The organism is Candidatus Methylospira mobilis (assembly GCF_009498235.1).
Taxonomy (GTDB): Bacteria; Pseudomonadota; Gammaproteobacteria; order Methylococcales; family Methylococcaceae; genus Methylospira; species Methylospira mobilis.
Genome location: NZ_CP044205.1, coordinates 3,846,106 through 3,868,946, shown reverse-complemented (window position 1 = coordinate 3,868,946; position 22,841 = coordinate 3,846,106). Strand labels below are relative to the sequence as shown.

The 22,841-nt window shown below is 54.5% G+C and carries 19 protein-coding genes; 9 read left to right on the top strand and 10 right to left on the bottom strand.

What is annotated here, in order from left to right:
• Nucleotides 1-211: 211 nt before the first annotated feature.
• Nucleotides 212-628, top strand: coding sequence for a bacteriohemerythrin (locus F6R98_RS17620; RefSeq protein WP_153250185.1), 417 nt, complete (start codon nt 212-214; stop codon nt 626-628).
• A gap of 47 nt (nt 629-675) precedes the next feature.
• On the opposite strand, the gene F6R98_RS17615 is transcribed toward F6R98_RS17620, so the two are convergent.
• From F6R98_RS17615 to F6R98_RS17605, 3 genes are all read right to left on the bottom strand, one after another.
• The gene (locus F6R98_RS17615) at nt 676-1,524 is read right to left on the bottom strand and encodes an IS3 family transposase (RefSeq protein ID WP_265588106.1); all 849 of its coding nucleotides are present in this window, start codon (nt 1,522-1,524) and stop codon (nt 676-678) included.
• Between the two features lie 17 nt (nt 1,525-1,541).
• The gene (locus F6R98_RS17610) at nt 1,542-1,859 is read right to left on the bottom strand and encodes a transposase (RefSeq protein WP_153249990.1); all 318 of its coding nucleotides are present in this window, start codon (nt 1,857-1,859) and stop codon (nt 1,542-1,544) included.
• A 354-nt stretch (nt 1,860-2,213) separates the two neighbouring features.
• Nucleotides 2,214-2,567 (bottom strand): CZB domain-containing protein, encoded by a 354-nt coding sequence (locus tag F6R98_RS17605; RefSeq protein ID WP_153250184.1) that lies wholly within the window; start codon nt 2,565-2,567, stop codon nt 2,214-2,216.
• 769 nt (nt 2,568-3,336) lie between these two features.
• On the opposite strand from F6R98_RS17605, the gene F6R98_RS17600 reads away from it, so the two are divergent.
• From F6R98_RS17600 to F6R98_RS17590, 3 genes are all read left to right on the top strand, one after another.
• A complete protein-coding gene (locus F6R98_RS17600; RefSeq protein WP_153250183.1) occupies nt 3,337-3,885 on the top strand; it encodes a cytochrome b in 549 nt (182 codons plus the stop codon).
• An 8-nt stretch (nt 3,886-3,893) separates the two neighbouring features.
• Nucleotides 3,894-6,941, top strand: coding sequence for an HAD-IC family P-type ATPase (locus F6R98_RS17595; RefSeq protein WP_153250182.1), 3,048 nt, complete (start codon nt 3,894-3,896; stop codon nt 6,939-6,941).
• A gap of 181 nt (nt 6,942-7,122) precedes the next feature.
• Nucleotides 7,123-8,160 carry an AI-2E family transporter gene (locus F6R98_RS17590; protein WP_153250181.1) on the top strand — a complete coding sequence of 346 codons (1,038 nt, stop codon included), beginning with the start codon at nt 7,123-7,125 and terminating at the stop codon, nt 8,158-8,160.
• A gap of 194 nt (nt 8,161-8,354) precedes the next feature.
• On the opposite strand, the gene F6R98_RS17585 is transcribed toward F6R98_RS17590, so the two are convergent.
• The 4 genes from F6R98_RS17585 to rluC all read right to left on the bottom strand — a co-directional run bounded on the left by F6R98_RS17585 (nt 8,355) and on the right by rluC (nt 12,226).
• Entirely contained in the window at nt 8,355-9,119 is a 765-nt protein-coding gene (locus F6R98_RS17585) for an IS5 family transposase (RefSeq protein WP_153250028.1), read from the bottom strand.
• A 51-nt stretch (nt 9,120-9,170) separates the two neighbouring features.
• Entirely contained in the window at nt 9,171-9,713 is a 543-nt protein-coding gene (gene ssb, locus F6R98_RS17580) for a single-stranded DNA-binding protein (protein ID WP_153250180.1), read from the bottom strand.
• Between the two features lie 55 nt (nt 9,714-9,768).
• Nucleotides 9,769-11,151 carry an MFS transporter gene (locus tag F6R98_RS17575; protein WP_315700288.1) on the bottom strand — a complete coding sequence of 461 codons (1,383 nt, stop codon included), beginning with the start codon at nt 11,149-11,151 and terminating at the stop codon, nt 9,769-9,771.
• Between the two features lie 112 nt (nt 11,152-11,263).
• Complete coding sequence (rluC, locus tag F6R98_RS17570) at nt 11,264-12,226, bottom strand: 23S rRNA pseudouridine(955/2504/2580) synthase RluC (RefSeq protein ID WP_153250179.1); 963 nt, start codon at nt 12,224-12,226, stop codon at nt 11,264-11,266.
• A gap of 1,084 nt (nt 12,227-13,310) precedes the next feature.
• Between rluC and F6R98_RS17565 the strand changes: the two genes are divergently transcribed.
• Nucleotides 13,311-15,926: an Rne/Rng family ribonuclease gene (locus F6R98_RS17565; protein WP_153250178.1), complete on the top strand. Its 2,616-nt coding sequence runs from the start codon at nt 13,311-13,313 to the stop codon at nt 15,924-15,926.
• Between the two features lie 39 nt (nt 15,927-15,965).
• Here F6R98_RS17565 and F6R98_RS17560 read toward each other — a convergent pair whose 3' ends face one another.
• The gene (locus F6R98_RS17560; protein WP_153250177.1) at nt 15,966-16,397 is read right to left on the bottom strand and encodes an ATP-binding protein; all 432 of its coding nucleotides are present in this window, start codon (nt 16,395-16,397) and stop codon (nt 15,966-15,968) included.
• Nucleotides 16,398-16,531: 134 nt separating this feature from the next.
• On the opposite strand from F6R98_RS17560, the gene F6R98_RS17555 reads away from it, so the two are divergent.
• The 4 genes from F6R98_RS17555 (at nt 16,532) to F6R98_RS17540 (ending at nt 21,566) form a co-directional block, all read left to right on the top strand.
• On the top strand, nt 16,532-17,242 hold the full coding sequence (locus F6R98_RS17555) for a carbonic anhydrase (protein ID WP_153250176.1): 711 nt from the start codon (nt 16,532-16,534) through the stop codon (nt 17,240-17,242).
• A 21-nt stretch (nt 17,243-17,263) separates the two neighbouring features.
• A complete protein-coding gene (locus F6R98_RS17550) occupies nt 17,264-19,006 on the top strand; it encodes a solute carrier family 23 protein (RefSeq protein WP_153250175.1) in 1,743 nt (580 codons plus the stop codon).
• 205 nt (nt 19,007-19,211) lie between these two features.
• On the top strand, nt 19,212-19,544 hold the full coding sequence (locus F6R98_RS17545) for an STAS domain-containing protein (RefSeq protein WP_153250174.1): 333 nt from the start codon (nt 19,212-19,214) through the stop codon (nt 19,542-19,544).
• A gap of 45 nt (nt 19,545-19,589) precedes the next feature.
• A complete protein-coding gene (locus F6R98_RS17540; protein WP_153250173.1) occupies nt 19,590-21,566 on the top strand; it encodes a PP2C family protein-serine/threonine phosphatase in 1,977 nt (658 codons plus the stop codon).
• A gap of 279 nt (nt 21,567-21,845) precedes the next feature.
• Here the strand turns inward: F6R98_RS17540 and F6R98_RS22555 are convergent, their stop codons facing one another.
• Nucleotides 21,846-21,977 carry a hypothetical protein gene (locus F6R98_RS22555; protein ID WP_265588111.1) on the bottom strand — a complete coding sequence of 44 codons (132 nt, stop codon included), beginning with the start codon at nt 21,975-21,977 and terminating at the stop codon, nt 21,846-21,848.
• Complete coding sequence (locus tag F6R98_RS17535; RefSeq protein WP_228124934.1) at nt 21,958-22,605, bottom strand: ParB/RepB/Spo0J family partition protein; 648 nt, start codon at nt 22,603-22,605, stop codon at nt 21,958-21,960. Before F6R98_RS17535 ends, F6R98_RS22555 begins: the two co-directional genes overlap by 20 nt.
• Nucleotides 22,606-22,841 lie beyond the last annotated feature (236 nt).

Genomic DNA, 22,841 nt, shown 5'->3' with positions numbered 1-22,841 from the left:
GTTGCGAGCGCGTTTGAGTCAACCCTAATGCACCCATTGGAATGTATTGGAAATTTCCTACCCAGGTGATATGCTTGCACTCCATAAGAATGCACCGATTAATTCAATGCCGGCAGATTACATAAGGAAGCTGTTTGCTTGGAGCGGCGCGTCAGCGTGAAGAAGCTTTTTATTCCAGAACGTTGTTCTTTACTTTAAAAATGAGGAAGCTATGGCATTATTCGAATGGGATGATAACCTGGTCGTGGGAGTTTTGGAAATCGATGATCAACACCAGCGATTGGTTGAGCTGATAAATTTATTGCATGACGATATCATCAGTCCGGATAAGTCAGGCAGCGAAAAAATCACGCAAGAAATTCTCGAGGAACTCGTTGATTATACAATCGCTCACTTTTCGATTGAGCAATATTTAATGGATGTGCATGAGTATCCCGAGTCGCCCGCGCATATAAATGAACATAATAAATTCATTGATAAAATAAGCCAGTTTGAAAAAGACTTCAAGGAAAAGCATGCCAATATACAGCAGGACACCCTGGCTTTTCTGAAAGACTGGCTGTATAACCATATAATGAAGGTAGACAAGGAGTTCGGTAAGTTCCTTAACTCCAAGGGTGTTTCGTAACTGTAGTTGTAAACTCCTGTAATGGTCAACAAAAACCGGACACCTGTTCAGGCAGCGTTTCTATAAAATTCCCGCTCGAATTCGAGTGGGGACTGGTAGCCCAATGTTGAGTGTGGTCGAAGGCCATTATAAAAAGCCAAATAATCGATCACACTCAGTTTTGCCGCCGCTTGGGTCTTGAATTTTTCGTAGTTGAGCTGCTCATGCTTCAAGCTGCGAAAAAAACGTTCGGTCGGCGAGTTGTCCCAGCAGTTCCCTTTGCGGCTCATACTCTGTTCCATCTTCATCACGTCTAAATGCCGGCGATATTCCCTGCTCGCATACTGGCTGCCACGATCCGAGTGATGCAACAGACCGGGTGGCGGTTTGCGGCGCCAGAAGGCCATTTGCAAGGCCTTGACGCACAGCGAGGCCCGCATGTGATCATCAATCGCCCAGCCCACGACTTGCCGGGAAAACAGATCGATGACCACCGCGACATAAAGCCAGCCTTCTAGGGTCCACACGTAGGTGATATCTGTCGTCCATACTTGATTGGGCTTGCCAACCTGGAATTGCCGGTCCAAGCGGTTGGGCGAAATGGCCTCGTTATGGTTACTATCGGTGGTGACCTTAACTCGCCTGGGATAGCGCACCTTCAAGTTTAAATCTCGCATGATGCGCCGCGTTTTAAAACGCCCAACGACAAAACCTTGTTTTTGCAGTCGATCCGCTAAACGACGCGAACCAAAGCACTGTTTATTGTCGATGAAAATCTGCCTCGCCTTCTCGGCAAGCTTTTGATCTTGTTGATCCTTATCGCTGTCCTGTCGGGCTTTTAACCACTCATAATACGCACTGGTACTCACCTGCATCACTCGACAGAGCACGGTCACTGGATACGTCTTCTGTTGCACCTGAATAAACCCGTACTTTATTCGGCTTCTTTCGCAAAGAAGACTGCGGCCTTTTTTAATATCTCGCGCTCCATTCGCAACTGTTCATTTTCCTTGCGCAAGCGAATCAATTCATCGTGATCCCCCAGATTCAAGCCTGGCTTTTTCGTCGCGGAGTCATTGCCGGAAGGCTTGCGTTCCGCACGAACCCAGCGCCCGAGGGCACTTAATGATATGCCCAAATGGTCCGCAGCCTGGTTCAGGCTGTAGCCTTTTTCAAGAACCAGCTGGGCGGCATCTTGCTTAAATTCCAGACTGTATTTGGGGCGCTTGTGTTTTTTCTCGTTTGTCTTCATGCTCACCTCTGCTGACAGTATAAAATCTGCCTTTCGAAGTGTCCGGCTTCATTAAACCATTACACTCCTCTTTCTTTTTTATAGTAAGCAATAAAACTATATCCGGTCAGCGCCTTGTGTATGCAGCGGTGTTTCAGGTAGCTTGGAAAGAGGGTTGCTGGTTCGGAAAGCCTGCCGCGTGATTGTGACGGTTTCCAGTAACGGACGCCATAAGTGCAGTTTAACTATGGCGTCACTATTAATCCCTCAAGCCTTGCCGCGAGCGCGCCGGTTTGTAAGCCGAGTTTCATCGTAAGTTCTTCTGTTGGATTGAAGCGAAGGGTTTGAGCAAGAAGACGATGGGAATGTTTATATTTATAATGACGCCTCTTTGCGCAATCTGACAATAGCTGTTGCCACCTCATTACTAGCCTGAGCATAAGGGGAATGCGCTGCAAGGGCAAGGTCTGCCTCGTCGTATTTCTTGTCATTGATGAGGAAGGCTATTTTTCCTGCTTCACTATGAAAATTGGCGTGTTTCTGCACGCAGATCTTGTAAGTTCCCAAGTCGCCATAACTTTTGTAGGCCTCTCCATAGAGCCAGCGTCCCAGGTCACAGCAATTGTCTTTTGCTATGGTAGAGGCGTCGACAGCTTCTTTTTTAAAGATAGCGGTTCGTAATTTCGTTTTCCATTCGGCGTGTTTGTGCAGTGCTTCGTCTAAGTTCATGTTGTGTATCGTTATTATTATGTTGCAAGCGCAACGGTTTTCATTTGCGGACCTGACCGGAAATTCTACAGCTATTTTGCAGAAACGCCAACTCAATCCCTGTTTCCCCTGAAATGTAATCCTTCAACAGATTGTAAAATAAACATTTTATGAAAGATCAATGCGGACGGTTCGCATCTGTTTATAGTTCGGGCCTGAGTATCATGTGTGAATTTCATAAGGCCATCCCCAGTGTGTTTCGGCGTTGACGCGCAGCTTGTCGGCAGCGCTCCAACGACCAACTCCAGCAAACCTTCGTCGCAAACAGAGAAAGATGAGTCGACTTTAGGACACCCCGGCAGTAACGGCAAGGGTAAACAGGAGTGCAAAGCGACTGCTCAAAATAGTCGTGGCTCTTGCGGTTGCCCGCATGAAATTCTATGGGACTTTTGTGCCGTTTGTTTAAACACACCCGGAAGTGGATGCACGATTTTCGAAAGCCTCAAAATATCGTGAAAGCCCGCCACAGTCTGTGCGTTAGCCTACAAACCAAGGATAGAGGAATCATCTCGATGTGCGCGATGCCGTACAGACTGCGGCTAGTCTTGCGCTTAGGCTCTTATAAACCGAGCCCTGGCATCCCGTTCTTACCTGAGCGTGCCGAAGGGCGGATTTCGACAAGCCCCTTGAATGAGTGGGCCGCGTCAATCACTGAGGCTATACTCGGAGAAAACCATGCACTCTTTTCGATTTCCCATCTGGTCCGGTTTCACCGCTTCGGAGCAAGTCTATGCAATGGCGCAATAGCACAGACCGTTACGGGCTCCTGTCCATAGGTCTCCACTGGTTCATGCTGTTTCTGCTGGTGGCGGTTTACGCCTGCATTGATCTGCGCGAGCTTTTCCCCAAGGGCAGCGATCTTTGCGAGGGTTTGAAGACTTGGCACTTCATGCTAGGTTTGTCGGTTCTGATCCTGGCCTCGCTAAGGGTGGTCGTCCACCTGACCAGTACCCTCCCTCGCGTTGAGCCGGATCCGCCAGGCTGGCAGAAGCTGTTGGCCAAGCTGATGCGTTATGCGCTTTATGGATTCATGATCAGTATGCCGCTGGCCGGCTGGCTGATGCTCAGTGCGGCAGGCAAGACTATCCCTTTCTTCGGCCTGCAATGGCCTGCGCTGATTGGCGAAAGCAAAAATGTCGCAGAGTTCATCAAGGAAATCCATGAGACCGGCGGCACGGTGGGATACTTTCTGATTGGTTTCCATGCCGCCGCAGCCCTGTTTCATCACTATCTTCTACACGATGGCACGCTTCTGCGGATGCTGCCAAACCCCGATTGAGCCCACCGATGCCCATACCAAAAAATGCGGACACCCTGGCCGACAACGGCGGATTGACTACCGCAGAAGCCGCCAAACGGCTGGCCGAGGATGGCCCCAATGCCCTTCCCAGCGAGCAGCGGCGCACTTGGCTGCGCATCGTCTGGGAGGCTGCGCGGGAGCCGATGTTTTTGCTGTTGTTCGCCGCCGGCACGCTGTATCTCGTCTTCGGCGAATTGCAGGAAGGATTGATCCTGTTCGGCTTCGTGCTGGTGACGCTCAGCCTCACGCTCTACCAGGAGGGCAAGACCGAACGGGCGATGGATGCCCTGCGCGATCTCACCAGCCCCCGTGCCTTGGTGATCCGCGATGGCGATGCCCGGCGCATCGCTGGGCGCGATGTGGTGCGTGGCGACTGGGTGATGCTCACCGAGGGCGACCGGGTGCCTGCCGATGCTGTGCTGGTCGCGGGCAGCGGTGTGCAGGTGGACGAATCCCTGCTGACCGGCGAGGCGGTGCCTGCGAGCAAAACCATCGCCACCGGGGACGAGGAACCTGCGGCGGCCCGGCCCGGTGGCGACGATACGCCGTTCGTCTATTCCGGCACGCTGGTGGTGGCGGGACAAGGCACGGCGCGGGTCACGACCACCGGGGCGCGTAGCGAGATTGGCCGCATCGGCGCCGCCTTAGGGACGCTGCAAACCGAACGCTCACCACTGCAAAAGCAGACGGCACGGTTGATCCGCACCTTGGCATTCCTGGCGCTGGGCATGAGCCTTTTGTTGATGCTCGTCCATGGCCTGCTGCGCGGCGACTGGTTGCAGGCGGCCTTGGCCGGCATTGCCTTGGCCATGGCGATGCTGCCGGAAGAATACCCGGTGGTGCTGGCTGTGTTTCCGGCCTTGGGCGCGTGGCGCCTGTCGAAAGAGAAGGTATTGACCCGGCGTATGGCCGCCATCGAAACCCTGGGGGCCACCTCGGTGCTGTGCGTGGACAAGACCGGCACACTCACCGAAAACCGCATGACGGTGGCGTGGCTGGTTGTTGGAGACGACCGCTTTACAGTGGCCGAAACCACGGCGGACGCGCTGCCCGAAGCCTTCCATGCCTTGGTGGAGTTTTCGATACTCGCCAGCAAAACCAACCCGTTCGATCCGATGGAACAGGCATTCCAACGCCTGGGCCAGCGGTTTCTGGCGCAAACCGAGCATCTACACCGCGACTGGGCGCTGATGCAAGAATACGGTTTGACGCCGCAATTGCGGGCCATGGCGCATGTCTGGAAGGCGACGCAGGGCGCGGAATATGTGGTTGCCGCCAAGGGCGCACCGGAGGCGATTATCGATTTGTGCCATCTCGACGCCGCAGTGCAACAGCGCATTGCGGCGGCGGCGGAGGCTCTGGCGGGCGAGGGCCTGCGGGTGCTGGCGGTGGCGCAGGCCCGGCACGCAGGCGAGCCATGGCCCGCCGCCGAACATGATTTTGATTTTAAGTTCATCGGTCTGCTGGGCCTGTCCGACCCCTTGCGTGCGGAAATCCCCGCCGCCGTGGGCCAGTGCCGCGAGGCCGGTATCCGGGTAGTGATGATTACCGGCGACTACCCCGCCACCGCCCAGACCATCGCCCGCCAAGCCGGACTGGACGCCGCCGATATTCTGTCCGGCGACGACCTGACGGCGTTGAGCGACGCGCAATTACAAGAGCGCATGAAGACGGTGAGCGTGTGTGCCCGCATCTCCCCGGAACAGAAACTGCGCATCGTCCAGGCGCTGAAGTCCGACGGCGAAATCACCGCGATGACCGGCGACGGCGTGAACGACGCCTCGGCGCTCAAGGCCGCCCATGTCGGCATCGCCATGGGCGGGCGTGGGACTGACGTGGCTCGCGAAGCCGCCTCGCTGGTGTTGCTGGACGACAATTTCGCCTCCATCGTGGGTGCGGTGCGGCTGGGACGGCGCATTTTCGACAATATGCAGAAGTCTATGTCCTACATTCTGGCGGTGCATGTGCCGATCGCCGGCATGGCGCTGCTGCCGGTGCTGCTGGGCTATCCGGCCATGCTCTTTCCGACGCACATCGCCTTTCTCCAGATCGTCATCGACCCGACCTGTTCGCTGGCCTTCGAGAACGAACCGGCAGAAGCCGACAGCATGAAGCGCCCGCCGCGTGATCCCGATGCGCCGCTGTTTGGCGGCGCCACGCTCTGGCACGCGCTGCTGCAAGGCCTCGGCGTGCTGGCGGTGGTCATGGGGGCCTATGCGTTCGCGCAGGGTGAGTTGAGCGAACCTGCCGCCCGCGCCTTTGCGTTCGCCGTGCTGGTCACCGCCAATCTGGCGCTGATCTTTGCCAACCGGCCGCGCTCGCGCACGTTGCTGGCATCGTTGCGCATGCCCAATCCGGTGTTGTGGATCGTGACCGGCCTGACGCTGGCGATGCTCGCCTTGTCGCTCTATCTGCCGCCACTTGCTAAGCTGTTTCGCTTCGCGCCGTTGCCGACCTCCGAGCTGGGCATCGCCTTTGGCTTGGGTCTGGCCAGTGTCGCCTGTTTGCAGCTTTTCAAGCTGCGCAACGCCGGCATTCGTCTGGTCTGGATCACCCTCGCCCTGGCCTGCGTGGCGGCGGTGTGCGCCAGTCTGGGCCTGACTCGCTGGATGGAGCGCAGCTTCTGCGAGCTGTGCGTCTTGCAGCGCCTGCTGTTCATGCTGGTCGCCGCGCTGGCCTTGTTGATTGCCGCCCTCCCGGACGGGCGGCGGGCGCGCTGGATTCCGGGTGGCTTGGCCATAGGATTCGTGGCTTTGGGCTTAGGCCTGGCGGCCTACCAGAGCTGGCTCTATCGCCAGCCGCCTAACGCCGCCGCTTGTGCAGACGGTTTTGCAAGACTGATGGATTACCCGTTGGAATGGCTGGGCCTGCAATTCCCCGTCTTGTTTCTGTCCAATGGAGTATGCGAAGAGCAAGGATTGGCGATGCTTGGCCTGCCGCTGGCGAATTGGACGCTGATGGCCTTCGCCGCATACCTGGTGCTTGCCGTCTGGGCTCTGGTGGGCGAACACAGGATTAGGAAGCAGGGGTTGTAAGCCCAAAAAATTGAAAAATATCAGCTTGCGGGCCAACGCAGCAGTAGCCTGCATAAGCGTGTTCATTGAAAATCGGTAGTGAGGCATCCAAACTATGTCCAACCGTCAGATATTTTTTTTGATTTTGCTCGGCATCATGGTGGGGTTGGGCTATTGGGTGATTAAACCCTTTTAGGTGTCAATGGCTTGGGCAACGATCCTTGCATTTGTGACTTGGCCGGCCTATCGCCGCTTGCTGCGAATGCTTGAGAAGTATCGTTCCGCCGCAGCATTGATCATGACCACACTATTGATCATCCTCCTAGTCTTTCCAGCATTATGGTTATTGGTCCGTTTACAGGGTGAACTGGCCGATGCCTATCACGCCCTTGCAACACAAGTTTCCGATCACCCCCTGTTGATACCGGATACCGTCGCCCGTATCCCTTTAGTTGGGCGAGCATTACATGATGAGATGACAGCCTATTGGGAAAATCCCACTCTTATGACGCAACAAATGAAAGAGTGGCTTGAACCCTGGCTGAATGGTTTGGCGGGGATTGTTGGTCAAATCGGACGCAATGTACTGAAACTCATGATTACGGGGATTACGCTGTTCTTCTTTTATCGTGATGGAAATCTTCTGTTGGGACAGATTCGAGAGGGCTTGCGCAAAGTGGTCGGCGAATCAGCGGATGGCTATTTTAAAGCCGTGGAGGGAACCACTCATGCGGTAGTCTATGGGCTGATCGTCGGTGCCTTGGCCCAAGGTCTGGGCGCCGGGATCGGCTATTGGATCATGGGCATTGGGACGCCTATTTTTCTTGGTGCAATGACAGCACTGACTTCGTTGATACCTTTCATCGGTACTGTGTTGATTTGGGGTCCGGCATGGTTGCTATTATCCGGTCATATCGGAGCCGGTCTGGGATTGTTGGCCTGGGGTGCCATTGTGGTCCATCCCATTGACAATATCTTACGCCCTTTGCTGATCAGCAGTGCCACCGACATCCCCTTATTAATTGTACTTTTCGGTGTGGCGGGTGGTTTGTTTGTTTTTGGAATGGTAGGGTTGTTTCTGGGACCCCTTATCCTGACCGTCCTTCTCGCAATCTGGCGGGAATGTTGGCAGGAGATCTGGCAAAGCCAGCGACTCCTGCTTAAGAAAATCATAGGAAACATCACGATCCAGAAAAGAAGCGATGAAAATTATAGCCTTCTTGGCAATGGAACTCCATGAGTGCTGAAACCGTTTATGGCTGTTTTTACCCAACCCCCCGAAAAGGTAAAATTAGCGCGTTAATAAAATTCAAGACATTGTTTTATTTATTAATTAATAATTACGATAATCAGAAGTTATAGGCCACAACATCAAAAATCGTTTTGTAACCCCGTCCGAAAGTGGAGTACGAATGTTTAGGTTCTGTTGACGTATCACCGCAACCAAATGAGAGCTGAGACGAAGTGAAGGAAGGCCATGTAGTTGCGAGCTGTTTTTTCAAAACGCGAAAATATTCGTCGGTAATGTTTGATTTTGTTGAAGAAGCATTCAATCAGATGGCGTTCTTTGTAAATAAACCAATCGCACTCGCGTACCTTGTTTCGATTGCAGCGCGGAGGAATGACGGCTTTCATATCTCTCGCTACGATGGCCTGGACGAGCGCATCGCTGTCATAGCCTTTGTCACCGACAAACGCACGCGCACCCGCTGGCGTCAGCGCCGGCAAGGTTTCAGCCTGTCCAATGTCGCTGGCCTGCCCTCCGGTCAGTAAGAATTCGAGGGGATTCCCCAAGGCATCGGTGATGGCGTGAATCCTGGTAGTAAAGCCGCCCTTCGATCGTCCCAAGGCTTCATCCTCGGCATTACTGCCCGCCGCGCCACCAGCGCAGGGATGAGCGCGGTTGATGGTGGAATCGATAAACACGCTTTGCAAATCAGGATGATGGATGCATCCGGCGAACAGCGACTGCCAAACCCCATGCTTGCTCCAGCGGGAAAAACGCTTGAACACGGAGTTCCACTTGCCATGCGCTTCCGGCAGCAAACGCCATTGCGATCCCGATCGAAGAATTTGCAGAACGGCAACCAGAAAGGCCCGGCACTGTTCCTCGGACGTCGATCGGACATGCCGATGTTTCACCAGTATGGGATAGATAACGTTCCAGTCTTCGGCGCTAATTTCGAGTCGGTCAGCCATTTTCGAAATGGTTCCAGCTTCACTGGTGGCGCGTGCTAATGTCAACAGAACCTAGAACGGAATGTCATCATCAAAACCGTCGTCCATGCCCTGTGGCGGGTAGTTGGGCTCAGGCTGCCGGCTGCTGCTGCTGCTGGGGGCGGGGCGGCTGCCCCCCGATGGCGGCGCATAGGCGCCCTGATCCTGGTTACGGCCTGACGAAGAATAGGACGCGCCTTCACCGCCGCGCGCACTGCCGCTGCCGCTGCCGCCTTCGCCTGCGCGGTCCAGCATCTGCATTTCGTTGGCTACGATGTCGGTGCTATAGCGTTTTTCGCCGTTTTTCTCGTACTGGCTGGTTCTAAGGCTGCCTTCGATATAAACCTTGCCGCCTTTTCTGAGGTATTCGCCGGCGATTTCGGCAAGGCGGCGGTAGAAAACCACTCGGTGCCATTCGGTGCGTTCCTGCTGTTGTCCGGTGTTTTGATCTTTCCAGGTTTCGCTGGTCGCCAGACGAATAGTAGTCACCGCGCCGCCATTGGGCATGTAGCGTACTTCGGGGTCTGCGCCGAGATTGCCGATCAGAATGACTTTGTTGACGCCGCGACTGGCCATGATTTTTCTCCGTCTTTATGGTGATGGTATTCGTTGTGAACCGGTTTACACATGCTCACGATTGAAGTACCCGTTGTAATGCTTCTTTATCCAATAGGGTTTTGTCGGTTTTCAGGTAGGCGACGCCGTCTTCCGACAGCACCACCGCTTCCTCGACGCCGGGAACCAGTAATAGTTTCCTTGAAAACTCGTGAGCCTGATCCGTGCTCAGTTCGCCGAGATTGATCAGTAAGCTGCTCAAGTGGCGCGGCGGTTTCATGCCTAGGGCAACCAGCAGCCAAAGCAGCGCGACCAGCGCGCAAAACAGGAAAACAGCGGGAATGCCGAATTCGCCTTGTATGAACCCGCCGGAAATGCCGCCGACGAAGGCCCCAAGGAACTGCGAAGTTGAATAGATGCCCATGGCTGTGCCTTTCAGGTCGGCCGGGGCAGTCTTGGATATCATCGAGGGCAAGGTCGCTTCCAGCAGGTTAAAGCCGGTAAAGAAGACGAACAGCAGCGCGGCTACGGTTAACAGCGAGTCTCCGCTCAGCATCAATCCGGCATCGGCAATAGCGACAAGCCCGATAAAGGTGATGAAAACCGCTTTCATTTTGCGGTTTTTCTCGGCGATAATGACGAACGGAACCATCGCGAACATCGACAGCACGAATACCGGCAGGTAAATCTGCCAGTGTTTGGCAGTTTCCAGTTGCAACGTATCGCGCAAAACCAGCGGGATGACGACGAAGGTGGCGGTCAGTATCGCGTGCAGCGCGAAAATGCCGAAATCCAGGCGCAGCAGGTCCCCGTTTGCCAGCACCGAGCGGAATCGCGCCGGTTGCGCCTGGGTGTCGCGATGAAAACGGCTGACGATCGGGTTTGGAACCAGAAGGTACAATACCGCGATGCCGGCAAGCGCCAGCAGCGCGATCAGCCAGAACATGCCGGGTACGCCGATAAGGCTGTCCAGCACCGGTCCTGCAACCATAGAGATCGCGAACGAAATGCCGATGCTGACGCCGATCAGCGCCATGGCCTTGGTGCGGTGCTCCTCGCGCGTCAGATCGGCCGCCAGCGCCATGACCACGGCGGCGACCGCGCCGGAGCCTTGCAGCGCTCTGCCGGCGATCACGCCGTAAATGGATTCGGACAGCGCCGCGACCACGCTGCCCAGCGCGAAGATGATCAGGCCGATGGTGATCAGTTTTTTGCGGCCGTAACGGTCCGACCAGATGCCGAACGGAATGCCGATGATGGCCTGGGTCAGTCCGTAAGCGCTGATTGCCAGCCCGGTAAGCAGGGGGGTGGAGCCCTCCAGCGTTCTGGCATAGATCGAAAAGACCGGCAATATCATGAACAGGCCCAGCATTCTAAGCATGTAAATCCCTGCCAGCGACAGGCTGGCGCGGATTTCCGCACGGCTCATGGGGCTATCTATTTCTACCGGTTGCTTCAAGTGGTTCTCCATATGTTCTGAATGCCAATCGCTTTTATGTTATCAGGTTCCGTACTTTTTGCGTAAGCTGAGTGAGGTGTTTTTGTGGTTCGAATGCATCCCGATGGGAAGGTTATTCAAGTGTGGCGAGCGTATCGAGATATTGCTGCAGATCGGTTTCCAGCGGGGCTTCTATGTTGAAAGCCTTTCCTGTCGCCGGGTGTTTGAATGACAGTTTTGCCGCATGCAGGAATAATCTTTTCAACCCCTGGTTGCGAAATACGGCGTTGAGCTTATCTTCGCCGTAACGTTCGTCGCCGGCGAGCGGATGGCCGATCGATTGGGCGTGCACGCGAATCTGGTGGGTGCGCCCGGTCAGCAGCTGCGCTTCTACCAGCGTTGCGCCGCTATATTTCCGCATGCGTCTGAAATGCGTTTGCGCCGGTTTGCCGTCGGAAGCAATGCGCACGATACGCTCGCCGCTTTTTAATGTGTTCTTTTTGAGCGGCGCGTCTACCAGTTGCTGTTTTCTGGCCCAAACGCCGGAGAGCAGCGCCAGATAGAATTTTTCCACATCATGTTCGGAACGGAACAGTTCATGCAGGTCGCGTAACGCGCTGCGTTTCTTTGCGAGAAGCAGACAGCCCGATGTGTCCCGGTCCAGCCGGTGAACCAGCTCGATAAAGCGCAGCTCCGGCCTGATATTGCGCATGGCTTCGATGACGCCGTATGCCAGGCCGCTGCCGCCGTGTACCGCCATGCCCGCCGGTTTATTGACGACCATGAAGCTGTCGTCTTCGAACAGAATTCTATGTTCCAGGCGTGCGCGCAGCAGATTGCCGGGAAGCGGGGCTTCCTCGCGTTCCGGCAATCTGAGTGGGGGAATGCGTACCTTGTCGCCGGTATCGAGTTTGCGGCTGGGCTGGCTGCGCCCCCCGTTTACGCGCACTTCGCCGCTGCGCAGAATACGGTAAACGTGACTTTTGGGCACCCCCTTCAGCTTGGTGAAAAGAAAGTTGTCGATACGCTGTCCCGAGCAGCTCTCATCTATTTCGATCAGGGAGGCTTTTCCGGCGGCCGGGGGCTGTTCACTCATAAGTTTGAAAATAATGGTTTTTTGTTAATTATGCAGTAAGCACGCAACCGTCCTGCTCAGGCTCCGCGAAAAAGCCCCTGGCTGGGGGCCGAGGAAAATCGTCCGGCACCGATGTGCTGAAATACGCGGTGAATATCGTTAATATGACCGTGCGGGGTTGCGCGCCCGCCGCACTTGCGCATGATTTTCCTGCGGGCAGGTGCGGGAATAACGCTGCTGGCAGGGTTTTTCAAGATAAATTGAAGCCCTTACATAACATTGTTATAGTAAAGCGTGCATAATACACTAATATAAACATGCGCTGGCTTCGATGGCGGGTTTGTGTGGGTTCGAGGGTGTGGGTTCCAGGTCGCTTAGCCGGGTGCGTCCGCTCGGACATGGCGCTAGAGCGTGGGTTGTGAAGCGTGTGACGCTTTGCGTTGCCTGACCACAACCGGTAGAGAGGCTTGCGCGAGGGCTTCCCGAAAGTGTAGCCAGATTCAGGAAGCAGGAATTAGGGCGACTGTGTTTTTACTTTGGTGCGAGGCCGGTGGTAAATGGCCCGCGCAGTAAGGGCGGAGTTTCCGTTGTAGTCGTTCAAACTCGTGTTTCGTTGGAACAGAGGAATGAAGGATTACTTTCCGACAGTACTTTCGTACTGCGGTGCGCCGCCTTTGGGCGGCAAGACAGGGTTTATTCGCTCAACCCGTGATGAGCGAGATCAGCGTTTTTAAAGAAAGGCAAGCGAGGCGCTTCAGCGCCTGTGCTTGGGATGCCCGTATAATCAAGATTTATGCCCGTCACGCAATATAGCGCTTGCTGTGTTAACCGCGCGATGCCTCCGGCCGGTTTATGAACCGATGCATATGTGATCGCAAGACGTGAATGGGGCTTTTGGAACATGTTTTATTTTAACGCGGCAGCAAGAGCTTTTTGTATAAGGCGCCCGGACTTTGGGTTCAGGAACCGGCATGTACATGGAGTACGGTCAAGTTCCCAGCACCCTGCCGCAGTCTGATCGATTCAGGCTGCGCAGCCGTTTAAAACATGTTTTTATGCCGGGGTGAAGCTTTCTCTGTAAAACGCTAAAGGAATAGCCAGGATAATGAAAAGAATGCTTATTAATGCCACGCAGCCGGAGGAGCTCCGCGTTGCGCTGGTCGATGGACAAAAAATATACGATTTCGATATAGAAGTACCTTCCAGGGAACAAAAAAAATCAAATATTTATAAGGGAATAGTTACTCGCGTAGAACCCAGCCTCGAGGCTGTTTTTGTAAACTATGGCGCTGAACGGCACGGGTTTCTGCCGTTCAAGGAAATCGCTCCGGAAAACCTGTCGTCTAATGGAGCAGACGTATCCCGCCGTGAAATCAAGACCCTGCTTAGGGAGGGGCAGGAAATTGTCGTTCAGATCGAGAAAGAGGAGCGCGGCAATAAAGGCGCCGCGTTGACTACCTTTGTCAGTCTGGCCGGCAGCTATCTGGTGCTGATGCCGAATAATCCGAAAGCGGGCGGCATCTCCCGCCGCATCGAAGGCGATGTGCGCAGCGACACGCGCGAAGTCATGAGCGCATTGCAGGTTCCCGAGACCATGGGTCTGATCATCCGTACTGCAGGAGGCGGCAAATCGGTCGAAGAACTGCAGTGGGATCTCAATTACCTGTTGCAGTTATGGGAAGCGATAGACCGGTCGGCGAAAGAAAAGAAAGCGCCGTTTCTGATTTTCCAGGAAAGCAACGTCATCATTCGCGCGTTGCGCGATCATTTGCGCAACGACATTGATGAAATCATCATCGATACCCAGGAAACCTACAATGTGGTGCGCAGCTTCCTGCAGCAGGTCATGCCGCAGTTTATCCATAAAGCGCGTATTTATCAGGACAGAGTGCCGCTTTTCAGCCGTTATCAAATCGAAAGCCAGATCGAAACGGCTTACAGCCGTGAAGTGCCGCTGCCGTCAGGGGGCGCTATCGTTATTGATCCAACCGAAGCGCTGACCAGCATCGATATCAATTCCGCACGCGCGACCAAGGGCAGCGATATCGAGGAAACCGCTTTGAATACCAATCTTGAGGCGGCGGACGAAATCGCCCGGCAGCTTAAACTTCGCGATCTGGGCGGGCTGATCGTTATCGATTTTATCGACATGATGGCGGCGCGCAATCAGCGCGCAGTGGAAAATCGCCTGCGCGACGCGCTGAAGCTGGATCGGGCGCGTATACAGGTCGGACGCATATCGCGATTCGGTTTACTCGAGATGTCGCGCCAGAGGCTGCGCCCCTCGCTGGGCGAGGCTATTCTGCTGACCTGCCCGCGTTGTCTGGGACATGGCGCCATACGCAATACGGAATCGCTGGCTTTGGCCGCTTTGCGTTTGATCGAAGAGGAAACGCTTAAAAAGAATACCGACAAGATTATTGCGCGCGTGCCGCTGAATTCCGCTACGTTCCTGTTGAACGAAAAGCGCGGCGTCATCGGCGATATAGAAAAACGCCAAAGTGTCACTATCGTTATTGTGCCGGATGAAAACCTGGAGTCTTCGTCGTTCGATATCCAGCGCGTTCGCGCCTCGAACCCCGAGGATGAGCCGGAGAAAAAGCCCAGCTACCAGTTGATACGGCGTGAGGATGTCGCGCTGCCGGGATTTGCTCGCGAGCCGGCTGCCGTGCCGGAGCGTCCGGCCATCAAGGAGTTCCTTCCTTCTGCGCCGCCGCAACCGGTTCCGGCTGCTATGCAGCGCGATCGCGATGCCGGCGGTCAGGGGATAGGCGGGAGCTTCATTAAACGTTTTTTGAATATTTTGACTGGTGGACGCCCGGAGGATGAAAACCTGGACTTGGTTGCCGACGCCGTTGCCGTTGTCTCTGAGCGGGCACCCGTATTGGACAGCAGCGACGAGTTCAGGCCAAAACCGAAGCATCAACGTCGGCCTGCTCGTGAGCAAGAGCGTCCCGAACGCAAACCTCCGCGCACTCCCCGCCCGCAGCATCAGCCGCAGGAAGCGATAACTGCAGAAGCCCTGGTGCAACCGTTTGATGAGCAAGACATCCGCGACGTTCCGTTTGCGGACATGGATAACACGGCGGCTGAGGCGGTTGCCGATGCGGGTCGGGAGCAAACCAGGCGCAGGCGCCGCCGCGGCCGACGCAGGAGCGGGGATGTCCGCAATAACGACCAGACTGAAAGACCGGTATTGCGTCAAACGGGCGATGCCGATTCGACAGCGGCTGTTGATGAAGCGGTGATTGACGCTGATTCGGTTCAGGAGCAGCCGGTTCATCCGATTTCCGGTGAAAGCAGAGCGTATCGCGCCGAAGAAGGGGGGAAACCGGTCGAAGATCGTTCGAAAAGGTCGCATGCGCGCACGCGCCAGGCCAAGGTATCGGAAAATTATATCGATTGGGTGGAGCCTGAAGGTGAGGTCCCAACTTCAGGCGTTGTTGCGGCCGAGCGGGTTCACGTCGAATTTTTCGAAGCCGAGCAGGTTACTTTTACCGATGGCGGCGCGGATGAGCGCGTAGTTCAGGATCAGCAGGAAGATGGTGTTGAATCTTCCCCCGTGCGTCCGGCTGCGCGTCGCCGTGGAGGGCGTGGTCGCCGCGATCGCCGTCGCGATAATCACCGTCCGCAAGGCGAAGGAGAGGCAACGGAGACCCCGTCGGGCGAGTCGCCGGCTCAGGAGGTCGCCGCTAATATCGTTCCTGTCGCAGAGGAATAGTCCAGCGCGAGGTAAAGCGCCCGAAGATCTGTACAAGCCTCAAACCCCCGAGTTTGGGGTTTGTACGATTTTTTTATTGATTTGCAATATGTTTTGTTCGTTATGCCTTTGGTAGAACATCGAGTCGGTTAACTGGCTTATCAGGTAAAGCCCAAGGCCGCCGATTTTACGTTCTTCGATGCCTGATGCGGTATCGGGCTTTGCAAACTGCGTGGGATTGAACGCAGAGGCATCGTCGGTGACAGTGAGCGTCAAATTGTTTTTTAATATTTCCGCACGCACGGCGATTCTGCCGTCGGTGCGTCCGTCCGGGTAACCATACTTAATCGAGTTACTTGCTATTTCTTCCAGCACCATCAGCATTTGCATGACGACAGCGCCTTGCAAGCCTTTGGTCTCGCAAAACTGCTCAAAGGACTCGATCAGACTGTCAAGTTGGTCGGGGCTGGCAGCGATGGTACATTCAAACATGAGTCAGGCGTATGTCCGGTTACAAGGAGCAGCAATGGCGATTGCGCGCGCTGCCGATGTAGGGTAGATTGGTCAGCCGTCAGAAACAAACCTCCATATACCCGTAAACAGTATACAACTATAAACTGCCGACTATGAACACGCCTGTTAAAGATAATACACATTCCGGTGCGACATGTGCGGATTCGTTGGCACATTTTCAGGATGCGATGCTCAAATTCAGGGAGCGTTATTATACCGAAAAGCCTGAAACCATGCGCCGACTGCTCGATTATGGGCAGCATCCCAAGGCATTAATGATTGCCTGCAGCGATTCAAGGGTCGATCCGGCTTTGCTGGTGGACGCAGGTCCCGGCGATTTGTTCATGGTGCGCAACGTCGCCAATCTTGTGCCGCCCTATTGCCGCGATGATGCGCAACACGGCGTGGGCGCAGCGATTGAATATGCGGTACGGCATTTGAAGGTCGAACATATCATTATCATGGGACACGCGCATTGTGGCGGAATCAAGGCGCTGTTGGATGCCGTATCCGGGGCAGAGATGGAAAGCGATTTCATTGGCCAGTGGGTTTCCATTGCCGAAGAAGCTTGCCGTTTGTTTATAACGCCGTCCAAAGGCGCGGGAGAAACCAAGCAGATCTCCCTGGAGCAGCTCAAGGATTATCCTTATCTGGTAGAGAGGGCGGCTATACGCGGCTCGCTTCAAAATCTGCTGACTTATCCCTGGCTCAAGCAGGCCGTGGAAGATGGCAAGCTCGATCTGCACGGCTGGTGGTTCGATCTGGAGACCGGCGATTTGTGGGCGACCGACCCGGAAACGGGCGATTTCATGCCCGCTACCTAAAGTAACAAGCCGGATTGAAAAATGCGCAAACCCGATTCGATTATCCATTGGCTGGATAGCAAGCCGCCCTATCATCACGCGCTGTTTATTTCATTACAGCAATTGGCTTTTCTCGGTGTTTACATGGGCGTCATACGTCTGTTCAGTCACGAAAAAAACCTGGGAATACACGATTTCTATAATTTGATGGCGACTACGCTGATTGTTTCCGGGGTGGGTGTCATCGTGCAGGCGTTCGGCCGTTTCGGTCTCGGTTCCGGTTACTTCTGTCCCTTGCAGGTAACGCCGGCCACCTTTTCCGTTATGACGGTAGCGATCGCTTCCGGGGGGTTCGAGCTGGCTTTCGGCATGCTGGCAGTGGTGGGTGCGACCCAGATTTTTCTGGGTGAGGCGTTCAAGCGGCTGGAAAGCGTTTTTACGGTGGAAGTTGCCGGCGTTGCCGTGATTATGATGGGATTGAGTTTGGGTTCGCGCGGTCTCGAACTGATTGCTTCGCATGAAGACGGCTCGTTGGATCAGTTCGCCAGTTTGAAGCACTCCGGTGTGCTGATCACCATGACTCTGGCGGCGATGATTTCCATCAGCGTCTGGTCGTCCGGCTGGCTGCGCCTGTTTTCGGCTTTTTCCGGGCTCCTGCTCGGGGCCGTACTGGCTTATTTTCTCGGCGATCTTCCCTTGGACGTCGCAGTGCGCCAGCTCGAAAACGTACCGTTGCTGCGTATTCCCGAGGTGCCGGTGTTCGGTTGGCGGCTGGATATATCGTTGATACCTTCTTTCATGATCGTGGGGCTTGCGCTTTCGCTGCACGGTTTCGGAGCAATCGCGGTAGCCCAGCGCTTCAACGACGCCAACTGGAAGCGGCCCGATATGCTGTCGGTTTGCAAAGGCGTGCGCGCCGAAGGCTTTACCAATTTGCTGGGCGCGCTGGTCAATGCGATGCCGTTGACCTCCAGCGGCGGCGCGGTCAGTCTGGCCGCCGCGACGGGATGCACCTCTCGGTATATTGCATGGTGGCTGGGCGCGTTGATGATATGTTTCGCATTTGTACCCAAGCTGACCGCGATATGGTTTTTGATACCGCTGCCGGTAACGGCCGCGGCCGTGGTTTTTTTATCCGTGTTTACAGCAATGGCGGGCATGCAGATGATTACATCCCGAATGCTGGATAACCGCAAAATCATCTCAGTCGGGGTATCCATTATTGTAGGGATCAGCCACGAGCCGCTTAAACAGTACTATTATCTTACGCTGCCCCCTGTTTTTCAGGCTGTTACGCTGTCCAATGTTGCGATGGCCACTACTTGCGCCACTTTGCTGTCGCTGGTTTTCCGGCTGGGCGCCAAGACGCGGTTGCGCAAAACCTTTGCCGTTGACCAATCGTCGCTGGATGATATCGTCGATTTTCTCGAACAGCAGGGTAAGGCCTGGGGCGCCCGCCACGAGGTTGTCCGTCGCGCCGAGCACGCTACCTGGCAGGCATTCGAAACCTTGATCGATCACGATTTGGTTGAGTCGGAGCCGGGAGTTTCTGGTACGATTAGTATGGAAACCCAATACGATGAGTTCAGTTTTACCGTGGTGTTGCGATACCGTGGCGGTCTGGTGCCTTTGGTTACTCGTCCTCCTACCCAGGAACAGTTGCTGGAGGATGAAAGCGCGGTTATGAGGATGGCCGGATACCTGATCCAGAAGCTTGCCGACAGGGTGCACGTACGGCAGGAAACCATGGGTATGGCCGAATTGAGTCTGACTTTCAAGGATTAACTTTTGTAACTATTCAATACCCGCTTTTGTATGGGGACGAAGTTTTGTCGAAGCATTCCGTAAATCCGTCCATGGAGGCCCGTCAGGCCCTTTCATGGTCACTGATGGTTTTCTGACAGCCATAGACTTACTTCACTTCCTCTCCTTTTGCGTTTTTGAAAAATCTCTTACTCTTTTTCATTTATTTTTAAACGAGAATTTGATCATGCTGGAAGTTACTTCTTATAACAAAGGGCCGGTACTGGTTGCTACATTGACCGGCCGCGTCGATTCATCTGGCTCGAAAGAGCTTGAGTCGCAGCTATTGATCCTGATAGATGCGAATCAGGCCGACGTGGTGCTGGACTGTTCGGGAATTGCCTACATCAGCAGCGCCGGGTTGAGAATATTTTTAATGGCGGCCAAAAAAACCAAATCGCTGAACGGACGTATACGTTTGAGCGGCTTACAGGAGCCGGTGCAGGATGTATTCGAAATCAGCGGTTTTACCAAATTGTTTGAAATCTTCCCTACTATCGAAGAGGCGCTGGCTTCTTGAACCACAAAAAGCGGGTAGTGGTCCAGCATTCGAAGACAGGTTGACATGAAGCTGAAAACGCGTCTGTTGCTGATCGTTTCCGCCCTGCTGGCGCTTAGTATCGTTGCAACTGCGGTGAGTCTCGCCTACAACACCCAGCGCGCCATTCTGGATCAGGCCGAGGACGACGGTAAGACGCTGGCCGGCATTATTGCCAGAACAGCCGATATGGGGGAAACCGTGGAAACCGAGGCGGAATCTCTGCTGTCTCAGGATATGGTGACTTCTGCGCGTATCGTCAGTCACTTCGTGGCGGTTGCCGAAAAAGCCGGGTTGAGTCCAAAAGAAATCAATCGTCATCTGGACGCCATGGTGGGTTCTGACGATCTGGGTGAAATCGGGGTTACCGACCCCAAAGGCAAAGTGTATCTTCATTCCGAGCCGTCCGGCGGTTTTCAATTTCGTCCCGAGGCGTCGAAGCAACCGCAGGCGTCGGAGTTCTGGTCTTTATTGAATAGCCGCTCGGGGGTGGTGGTTCAGGATGTGCTCAGACGCGATATGGATGGCAAGATTTACAAATATGTCGGCGTTTCCGGTATCGACAAGCCGCGCATCGTTCAAGTCGGTCTCGATGGCAAAGTGATCGACACGATGAAACGGACGCTGGGGACCCAGGAATATATCAACCGTATCGTCAAGGATTCCGGCGTCGAAAGAGTGTGGGTGGTTAATCAGGATCTCGCCGTTTTGCATTTTGCCGGAGCGGGTAAAAAATCCGCGGAGTTGAGCGTTATCGACAAAGCGAACTTGAATTCTGCGATGCGCAACAATCAAATAATCAGCGATATTGAAGGCGACAGGATTACCGTAGCCGCCCCTATCCATAAGGAAACAGGCGATCCGGACGCTGCGCAAGGGAGTTTGGTCGGCGCCACGCTGCTGCATATCCCGACTGAAACCCTGCATGAAGCGCTGGTGCGGGAATTGATCATGACCGCGGTCATTGTGCTGGTTGTGATGTTCTGCGCCGTTTTGATGTTGACTCATTATACCAACAGCATTACGGCTCCCCTGCTGGTTGTCACCGATGCGGCGCATGCGTTGCAGGATGGAAATCTGAATATGGCGCTGCTGGACCCGGTCGCCAGACGCATGGATGCGCTGGGCGTGCTGGCGCGGGTTTTTCAGGAAATGGCGCGCAAGGTGCAGGGCCAGAAGCAGGAACTGGAGGAAACCGTTGTGCAGCGCACGGTGGAACTCGAGGAAAAAAACCGGCTGCTCGAGTTTGCGCAGCAGACCATAGAAAACGAACTGGATGTAGCTCATTCCTTGCAGCAGGCCATATTACCGGCCCATTTTCCGAATATACCCGGATATACCGCCAGCGCCATCATGCTGCCCGCCAAGCAGCTGGCCGGCGATTTTTATGATTATATCGAGTTGGGTAATGGCCGGGTAGGGATATTGATTGCCGATGTGGCCGATAAAGGCGTTGCTTCTTCGTTTTTTATGGCGATCTGCCGGACCGCCATTCGGACAGTGGCCGAAACGCTGGAGTCTCCGGCGCAAGTGTTGAGCGAAGCAAACCGGCGTATTTATGCTTCCAATCCGAAGAGCCTTTTCGTTACCGTGTTTTACGGCGTACTGGATGCGCGCAGCGGCTGGTTTACCTATGCCAATGGCGGGCATTTGCCGCCCTACCTGTTCGGCGCAACGAAACAGCCGGAAAAATTACCCAGAACCGCTGGAATGGCGTTGGGTGTGGTGGATGACGCCGAGTTTGGCGAACATCGGGTCCACATAGCGCCAGGCGATCGCGTGTTCCTGTATAGCGACGGTATTACCGAAGCGTTTAATGAGCAAGGGCGGGGGTTTGGCGATGCGGCGCTGGCAACCGCGCTGATCGCGGTTGCCGACCGTAGTCCCGGAGCAATCATTCAATACCTTGTCGATACGGTGAAAAATTTCGAAGGTAATGCGCCGCAGTCGGACGACCTGACCTCTATCGCGCTTGCCAGGTCTTTTTTTGCCGGTTCCTTTTAGGGCCATGGTCAAAAACAACTTCCCCGTTTGTGGGTGAGCCTGTCGAATCATGAACGGCCCTTCAATAAGGCCCTGCTAAGCGATTTACCCCGAGCGCAGCCGAAGGGCTTAGGGGAACAGGGTGTGAGGTTCAATTCGGGAAGTTATATCCCGGCTGGAAAACGGTTGTGTTTACGTATCCAGCGATATTGTCTGGATGATGTTTTCGAACGCGACCAACATATCAGGCCGATGAATACGAAGGAAGTGTACCACTTGTTCGTTTTTGATTAGTTTGGATCAATAGCCTTTGGCGAGAACCAGGCTCAGAATGTCATCGCGATAGGATTGTTCGACCAATTTGTATTGCCCTTGCAAGTTGGTCATTTCCCGTTCCATCTTGACTATTTGTTCAGGCGTGACGCCATTCATTTTTTGCTTTGCTGGATTCAACCAGTAACTTTACTGGTGTAGGCATCAATAGCGCCTGAGCGTAAGCTACGGAAAGGTTGTTAGCCGACACCATGAGTTCGACGCATTCCATTTGCCGAAGCGGTTTCATTTTGCGCAGGATCTGGCTGAGGCGGGTGGAAAACTGCTGATCTTTTAAAACTTCTGCGGCTTCTTTGCACAATCCGTCCAACAGATTAATTTTTTTGGGGACATAACTGACATCCATGTTGAGGGCTGCCGCGAGCCGATCCCTTGAAACGCCACGTTGAATCATATGATGTTCCTGTATCGTCGAAAATCGATTGATACGGTTGTTGTAAGTGTAGGCTTCATCGTCGGTGGCAATAAAGCAAGGCGCGTCTCGATAATCGAGATCGCGCAGCACAAGCAACCTGATGTGTCCATCCAATAAGAAGTGTTGCCCGGTCGCTTTGTCGGCGTTACCGATAGTGAGCGGTTCAATCAACCCGACCGCAACGATGGAAGAGCGAATCTGTTTCAGTTTTCGGGTATAGATGGCTCCTTGAGGTGTTTTGCGCGTGGGCAATATCTGATCGAGCGGGATAGTCAATGGTTCGGGTACGAAACCGAGTGGCAAATGAGGCATTGTTGGAGTCCTCCAGTCCAAAGTCGTTCGGCCAGATTTGCCGGAAGCGTTTCCAAACCTTCGGCGGGTAGTAAGGTCGTAAAATTTTCATCGGCAAACGATTTCCTCGAATATTCTGTCGTTGCGATCGCGCGGGTTGAGTATCTCAATCCGGTTAAGGGGGATCATCTGGATAGTGCCGGGGCGATGTTCTTTACTCATGCAGCCCTCCTGATATGCGTTCTCTCGGACATCCC